This window comes from Streptomyces torulosus (assembly GCF_001419765.1).
In the GTDB taxonomy this organism is placed as follows: Bacteria; Actinomycetota; Actinomycetes; order Streptomycetales; family Streptomycetaceae; genus Streptomyces; species Streptomyces torulosus.
Genome location: NZ_LIRK01000844.1, coordinates 1 through 4,945, shown reverse-complemented (window position 1 = coordinate 4,945; position 4,945 = coordinate 1). Strand labels below are relative to the sequence as shown.

5 protein-coding genes are annotated in these 4,945 nt (G+C 75.7%); 1 reads left to right on the top strand and 4 read right to left on the bottom strand.

Annotation, left to right across the window (positions count from 1 at the left end; all coding sequences use genetic code 11):
- Positions 1-123: 123 nt before the first annotated feature.
- The 3 genes from AOK23_RS41200 to AOK23_RS41190 all read right to left on the bottom strand — a co-directional run bounded on the left by AOK23_RS41200 (position 124) and on the right by AOK23_RS41190 (position 3,061).
- Positions 124-1,065: an aminoglycoside phosphotransferase family protein gene (locus tag AOK23_RS41200; protein WP_055717527.1), complete on the bottom strand. Its 942-nt coding sequence runs from the start codon at positions 1,063-1,065 to the stop codon at positions 124-126.
- Between the two features lie 52 nt (positions 1,066-1,117).
- A complete protein-coding gene (locus tag AOK23_RS41195; RefSeq protein WP_055717528.1) occupies positions 1,118-2,191 on the bottom strand; it encodes a M24 family metallopeptidase in 1,074 nt (357 codons plus the stop codon).
- A 246-nt stretch (positions 2,192-2,437) separates the two neighbouring features.
- Complete coding sequence (locus AOK23_RS41190; protein WP_055717526.1) at positions 2,438-3,061, bottom strand: LysE family translocator; 624 nt, start codon at positions 3,059-3,061, stop codon at positions 2,438-2,440.
- Between the two features lie 129 nt (positions 3,062-3,190).
- On the opposite strand from AOK23_RS41190, the gene AOK23_RS41185 reads away from it, so the two are divergent.
- Positions 3,191-3,946: a phosphodiesterase gene (locus AOK23_RS41185; protein WP_055717525.1), complete on the top strand. Its 756-nt coding sequence runs from the start codon at positions 3,191-3,193 to the stop codon at positions 3,944-3,946.
- 101 nt (positions 3,947-4,047) lie between these two features.
- On the opposite strand, the gene AOK23_RS41180 is transcribed toward AOK23_RS41185, so the two are convergent.
- Positions 4,048-4,719 (bottom strand): PDZ domain-containing protein, encoded by a 672-nt coding sequence (locus AOK23_RS41180; protein WP_055717524.1) that lies wholly within the window; start codon positions 4,717-4,719, stop codon positions 4,048-4,050.
- Between the last annotated feature and the right edge of the window lie 226 nt (positions 4,720-4,945).

Genomic DNA, 4,945 nt, shown 5'->3' with positions numbered 1-4,945 from the left:
GAACTGCGCGAGCGACCACGAACCCGGCCGCAGTCGCCGTGCCACGCCCGCCCCCGAGCTCCTGGGCGACCCGCGACCCCGAACGCTCCCCGCTGTGAGCGACCCCGTCACCACGGACGACGCTCAGTCCTCCCCCCGCAGATCGGTCACCCGCTCCAGCAGGATCGGCTCCCACGCCCGCCGCAGCCGCTCCCGCAGCGCGGGGAGCGGCGCGGCCGGCCCCCGTCCCTGCGCGGCCGCCGCGAGAGCGACGACCGTGTCGCAGCGGGCCAGCCAGAGCCCCCGCAGACAGGGCCGCGCCCCGTACCCCGCGAGGGTCGCCGCGCGGACCGCCGCGGGCGCACCGACCGCCGTCGCGAGGCGCGCGATGTCCTCGGCCGGGTCACCGACCGCCGCGTCGCTCCAGTCCAGCACCCCCCGCACCCGCCCGTCGGCGCCGACCAGCAGGTGTTCGCCGGTCAGCGCGTGGTGGACGAGCACGGCCGCGGGAGCGGTGAGCTGCGCGGCGTTGGGCGCGGTGAGCTGCCCCAGCCGCGCCGGGTCGAACTCGTCCGCTCCGGCGAGTTGCTTGGCGGCCCGTCCCGCCGCCGTCCGCAGGGTCTCCAGGGAGCGCGCCGGCAACCGGGGTACCCCGAGCGCCTCCGCCTGCCGCTGCGGCACCTCGCGCAGGCCGGTGAGGAGCCCGGCGAGGTCGTCCTCGCCCACGGCGGACACGTCGTGCACGGGGGCGGCGGTGCCGGGGATGCGCGTGTCGAGCGTGTAGGTGAGGCCGCCGGACCATTCGCCGTGCGCGACGCTCACCGGGACGGCGACGCCCACATGCGGCCGGACCAGGTCGCGCAGCCGCAGTTCGCGCCGCTGCCGTACGACGGCGTGCCGGTCGGGGGCGAGGCGCAGCACATGGCGGGTGCCGACCCACCAGGCCCACGGCCCGCCCTCCTCGGTGACGGGCCGTACGTCGGGGCCGTCGCCGCCCGCGCCGCCGGCTCTCCCCTCGCCGTTCTTCATCAGGGAACGGACGAGTCGGCGGACGGTGTCCGCGGTGGGTGTCGGTGCCTGGGTCATGGTCGCGCCGTTGTCGTCCGGAGGGGAGGGGGTTCGGGGCTCCTCGGAGAGGTCAGTGCACTATCGCCATGTCGCGCGGGGTGGCGTTGAGGCGCCGCCCGCCGTCCTCGGTGACGGTCACGATGTCCTCGATCCGCACACCGAAGCGGCCCGGCAGATAGACGCCGGGTTCGACGGAGAAACACATGCCGGGCACGAGGGGGCGTTCCTCGCCCTCGACCATGTACGGCGGCTCGTGGGTGGTGACGCCGATGCCGTGCCCGGTGCGGTGGATGAAGCGGTCGCCGTACCCGGCGTCGGCGATGACGGCGCGGGCCGCCCGGTCGACCTCCTGACAGGCGACGCCGGGCCGGACCGCACGGAACCCGGCCTCCTGGGCGGCGCGTACGACGTCGTGCACCTCGCGTTCCTCGGCGTCGGGTTCGCCGACGTGGACGGTGCGGGAGGTGTCGGAGCCGTAGCCGTCCTTGAGTCCGCCGAAGTCGAGGACGACCATGTCGCCGTCGGCGATGACGCGGTCGCCGGCCTCGTGGTGCGGGTTGGCGCCGTTCGGCCCGGAGGCGACGATCGTGAAGTCGACCTGGGAGTGCCCGAACCGCCGCAGCAGGTCGGCGAGATCAGCGGCGACCTCGGTCTCCCGGCGCCCGGCGAACCGGACCCGCCGGATCTCCTCGTACGCCCGGTCGGCGGCCGCGCCCGCCGCCGCCATCCGCTCCAGCTCCGCCGCGTCCTTGACGGCCCGCAGCATCGGCAGGGCCTCGGACAGCCCGACGTACGCCGTGCCGGGCAGCCGCCCCTGTAGGCCGAGCAGGTGCAGTGCCCAGGTGTTGTCGCTGACCCCGAAACGGCCGCGCGGCCCGAGGAGGGCCACGGCCGTGTCGTAGGGGTCCTTGCCGTCGGCCCAGTCGCGCAGGTCCAGCGCGGGGCCGCCGGGGGCCTCCTCGGCGTCCGGGGCCTCCAGGGCGGGCACCACCAGCACCGGGTCCTCGGCGTCCCGCAGCACCAGCAGGGTGAGCCGCTCGGTCTCCGGCGGCCGGTACCCCGTCAGCCACACCAGGTCGGGGCCGGGCGCCACCAGCAGCCCGTCGAGGCCCGCGTCGGCCGCGGCGCGCGCGGCCCGCCGCATCCGGGCACGGTAGTCGTCGACGGTGAAGGGCGTCAGGGGGCCGGACGGGTCGTCGGCGGTCAGTGGCGCGGATCCATGGCCAGACGTGCCGGTCATCCATGCCTCCGTGTGCTCGGAGTTCCCTGGGGCAGGGCGCGGCGCGCCCTACGGGCAGCATCCTGCCTGTCCGCGGCAGCGCACGCGACCCCATTGCCGCAGGGTGTCGGCGCGCGTGCGCTCGGGCGCGCCCGTTGCCGGGCCGCGCCGTCAGCTCTCCAGGGCAAGGCGGGCGCCGAGGAGCAGCAGCACGCCGCCGGAGACCTGCTCCAGGCGCCGCCGGACGCCCGCGCGGGACAGGACGGCCTTCATCCGGCCGACGCACCACACGTACACGCCGTAGTAGCCGATCTCGTAGACCGCCCACAGCGCGGCGAGGCCGATCATGGCGGGCAGGTGGGGCGCGCCCTCGGGCACGAACTGCGGCAGGAACGACATGGCGAAGATCGCCGCCTTGGGGTTGGCGAGGTTGAGCAGCAGCCCGCCCCGGTACGAGGCCCAGCCGCTCTTCCCGGCCGCCTCGCCCAGACCCGGAGCCGGGTCGCCCTTCGCTCGGCGCGCCTGCCACAGGGTCTGTACGCCGAACACCACGAGGACCACCGCGCCGACGATCCGCATGACGTCGTACGCCAGTTCCGACGCGGCCAGCAGCGCGGTCAGGCCGAGCGCGGCGACGGCGCCCCAGACGAAGACGCCGGTCTCGTTGCCGAGCACGGTCAGGAAGCCGGCGCGCCTGCTGCGCAGCGACTCCTTGATGATCAGCACGGTGCTGGGGCCCGGTGAGGCGGCGATCAGGGTGCACGCGCCGAGGAAGGCGAGGAGGGTGCTCAGCATCCCGCCATGGTGCCCTCCGGGCCGTACGCCGGGCGACCCCTTAATGGTTGCCGATTGCCCATCCGTTAGCGCTAATGCTTAGATTCATCTGTTCCATTAAGACAGTGGGCCCAAGGGAGGCGTACGGCGATGCTCGTACTCGCGCACATCAGTGATCTGCATCTGGACGGGACGGACCGGGCCACCCGGCGGGCCGAGCGGGTGCGGGACCTGCTGTGGGGCCTGCCGGGCCGGGTGGACGCGCTGCTGGTGACCGGGGACATCGCGGACCACGGCACGGAGGCCGAGTACGAGGAGGCGGCGCGCCTGCTCGGGCTGCGGGACGGGGACGCCCCGTTCCCGGTGCTCACCTGCCCGGGCAACCACGACAGCCGGGCGCCCTACCGCAAGGCACTGCTCGGCGAGCCGGCCACCGACGGGCCGGTCAACAGCGTGCGTCTTTTCGACGACGCGGCGGTGCTGATGTGCGACTCCAGCGTGCCGGGGCGGGACGAGGGCGAGCTGGACGCGCAGACGTACGCCTGGATCGAGGAAACCCTCGACGACCTCGACGGGGACCGGCCCGCGCTGCTCGCCTTCCACCATCCGCCGGTGGCGCTGCACCACCCGCTGCCGGACGCCTACCAGCTGGGTCGGCCCACCGCGCTGGCCCGGCTGCTGGAGCGCCGGACCGAGATCGCGGGGATCATCACCGGGCACGCCCACACGCCCGCCGCGACCGTGTTCGCGGGGCGGCCGCTGGTCGTCGGGCCGGGGGTGACGTGGACGCTCCGGCTGCCCTGGGAGGGCGACCAGGTCGCCGACCGGGAGGCGCCGCCCGGACTGGCGTTCCATGTGCTGGACGACGAGGGCCGCCTGACGAGCCACTTCCGGGTGGCGCCGTAGGGCCCGTCCCCGCCCGTGGGGGGGGTGTGACCACCGCCCGGTACGGCTGCCGTCGAGGGTCGGCCGTCCGGTGCCGGCTATCGGGGAGCGGTCCGCGGGGCTCAGATGGCCACCCCCGGTACGGCCACCAGGTAGCGGCGGGTGCCGTTCGCGTGGCGTACCAGGAGTTTCGCCGGGGTGCCGGGGCGCGCGGCGGCGATCGCCCGCGCGACGTCGGCCGCCGATCCGGTGCGGGTGTCCCCGACGGCGAGGACGACATCACCCCGGACCAGGCCCGCGCCGTAGCCGGGGCCGGGCACATGCACCCCGACGACGAGCGCGCCTCCGCTCCCGCTGGCGTCGACGGCCTCGATGCCGAGGGTCGCGCGGGCGGGGGCCGGACCGCCCAGGGCCGAGCCGCCGAGGGCCGGCGCCGGGCCCGGGCCGGGGGCCGCGGCCGACGCCGGTACCGGGGTGGTCGGCTGCACCCCGCCGCTGTCGGAGCGCGGAGACGCGGCCGGGGCCCGCCGGGCCTCCGCGAGGGCGCCCACACCGGTCGTCGTGAGGCCCAGCGCGCCGAGTCCGACGCCCGACAGGACCAGGACCACGCAGGTGACCAGGGCGAACACCAGGGTGACCACCCGCTGCCTCGTGCGTCGGGGCGCGGCGTGCGGTCGCCGGGCCGGGCCGGACGGCCGGTCCTCGTCGGGCGCCTGGTCGGGCAGTTGATCGGGTACCTCGCCGCCGGGCCCGTCGCCGGGCCTGGCCTTGGGGCTCAACGCGGTCTGCTCCATGGTGCGCGCCTCCGGTCCGCGGTTCGGGTCGGGCGGACATCTACCCGGCGCACGACGGCGCGACGAGCCACGAAAGAGTGAGACTGACACCCCATCAGCGCCGCTCACACCCTTCAGCACCGCTCGCGCCGGTCACCGCGCCTGACGCCGGTCAACGCGCCCCACATAGGCACCACCCCTCACGCCGGTCATCACCCCTCGCCGCCCTCTCCGCCCTCGCCGCCCT

Bases quoted from the DNA above. Each gene is read 5' to 3' on its own strand.
- AOK23_RS41200 (WP_055717527.1), bottom strand. From the start codon at position 1,065: ATGACCCAGGCACCGACACCCACCGCGGACACCGTCCGCCGACTCGTC.
- AOK23_RS41195 (WP_055717528.1), bottom strand. From the start codon at position 2,191: ATGCGGCGGGCCGCGCGCGCCGCGGCCGACGCGGGCCTCGACGGGCTG.
- AOK23_RS41190 (WP_055717526.1), bottom strand. From the start codon at position 3,061: ATGCTGAGCACCCTCCTCGCCTTCCTCGGCGCGTGCACCCTGATCGCC.
- AOK23_RS41185 (WP_055717525.1), top strand. From the start codon at position 3,191: ATGCTCGTACTCGCGCACATCAGTGATCTGCATCTGGACGGGACGGAC.
- AOK23_RS41180 (WP_055717524.1), bottom strand. From the start codon at position 4,719: ATGGAGCAGACCGCGTTGAGCCCCAAGGCCAGGCCCGGCGACGGGCCC.